General features: G+C 71.4%; 1 protein-coding gene. It reads left to right on the top strand.

Annotation, left to right across the window (positions count from 1 at the left end; genetic code table 11):
- Window positions 1-774, top strand: a 774-nt coding sequence (locus tag CFP66_RS46880) for a transposase (RefSeq protein ID WP_094932058.1), incomplete at its 5' end; no start/stop codon positions are given.
- Between the last annotated feature and the right edge of the window lie 19 nt (window positions 775-793).

Below are 793 nucleotides of genomic sequence, written 5' to 3'. Positions count from 1 at the left end.
GGTAAGTCCGACCCGCTCGACGCCGAGGCCGCCGCCCGCGCCGCCCTGGCCGGGCGCGCAGACGGGCTGCCCAAGCAGCGCGGCGGCGAGGTCGAGGCCCTGGCCGCGATCCGGGTCGCGCGCCGCAGCGCGATCAAGCAGCGCGCCGACACCCAACACCAGATCAAGTCGTTGATCGTCACCGCGCCCGAGGCGCTGCGCGCCCAACTGCGCCCGCTCAGCGACCGAGACCTGATCCGCCACTGCGCCACCCGCCGCCCCGACCCCACCACCGCCGGCGACCCCCGAACCGGCGTGGCGCTGGCGCTGCGCTCACTGGCCCGACGCCACCAGCAGCTGTCCGCCGAGATCGACGAACTGGACAAGCTGATCGAGCCGCTGGTCACCCAGATCAACCCCACCCTGATCGAGCTGTTCGGCGTCGGCCCCGACTCGGCTGGTCAGCTGCTGGTCACCGCCGGGAACAACCCCGAGCGGCTGCGCAGCGAGGCCGCGTTCGCGATGTTGTGTGGGGCGGCGCCACTGCCTGCTTCGTCCGGGCGCAGCCACCGCCATCGGCTCAACCGCGGAGGTGACCGGCAAGCCAACGCCGCGCTCTACCGCATCGTGCTCTCCCGGCTGCGTCACGACCCCCGCACCCGCGCCTACGTCGAGCGCCGCACCAGCGAAGGCTTGGGCAAGAGGGAGATCATCCGATGCCTCAAACGCTACGTCGCCCGCGAGGTCTACACCGCCCTAACCCACAGCCACCAAGATCTTCAGATCACGGGTTGACTTCCATAGGAGCATCGGG

Source organism: Pseudonocardia sp. MH-G8 (assembly GCF_002262885.1).
Taxonomy (GTDB): Bacteria; Actinomycetota; Actinomycetes; order Mycobacteriales; family Pseudonocardiaceae; genus Pseudonocardia.
The sequence above is the reverse complement of the archived record's forward strand: the minus strand, read 5'-3'. Positions and strand labels throughout refer to the sequence as shown.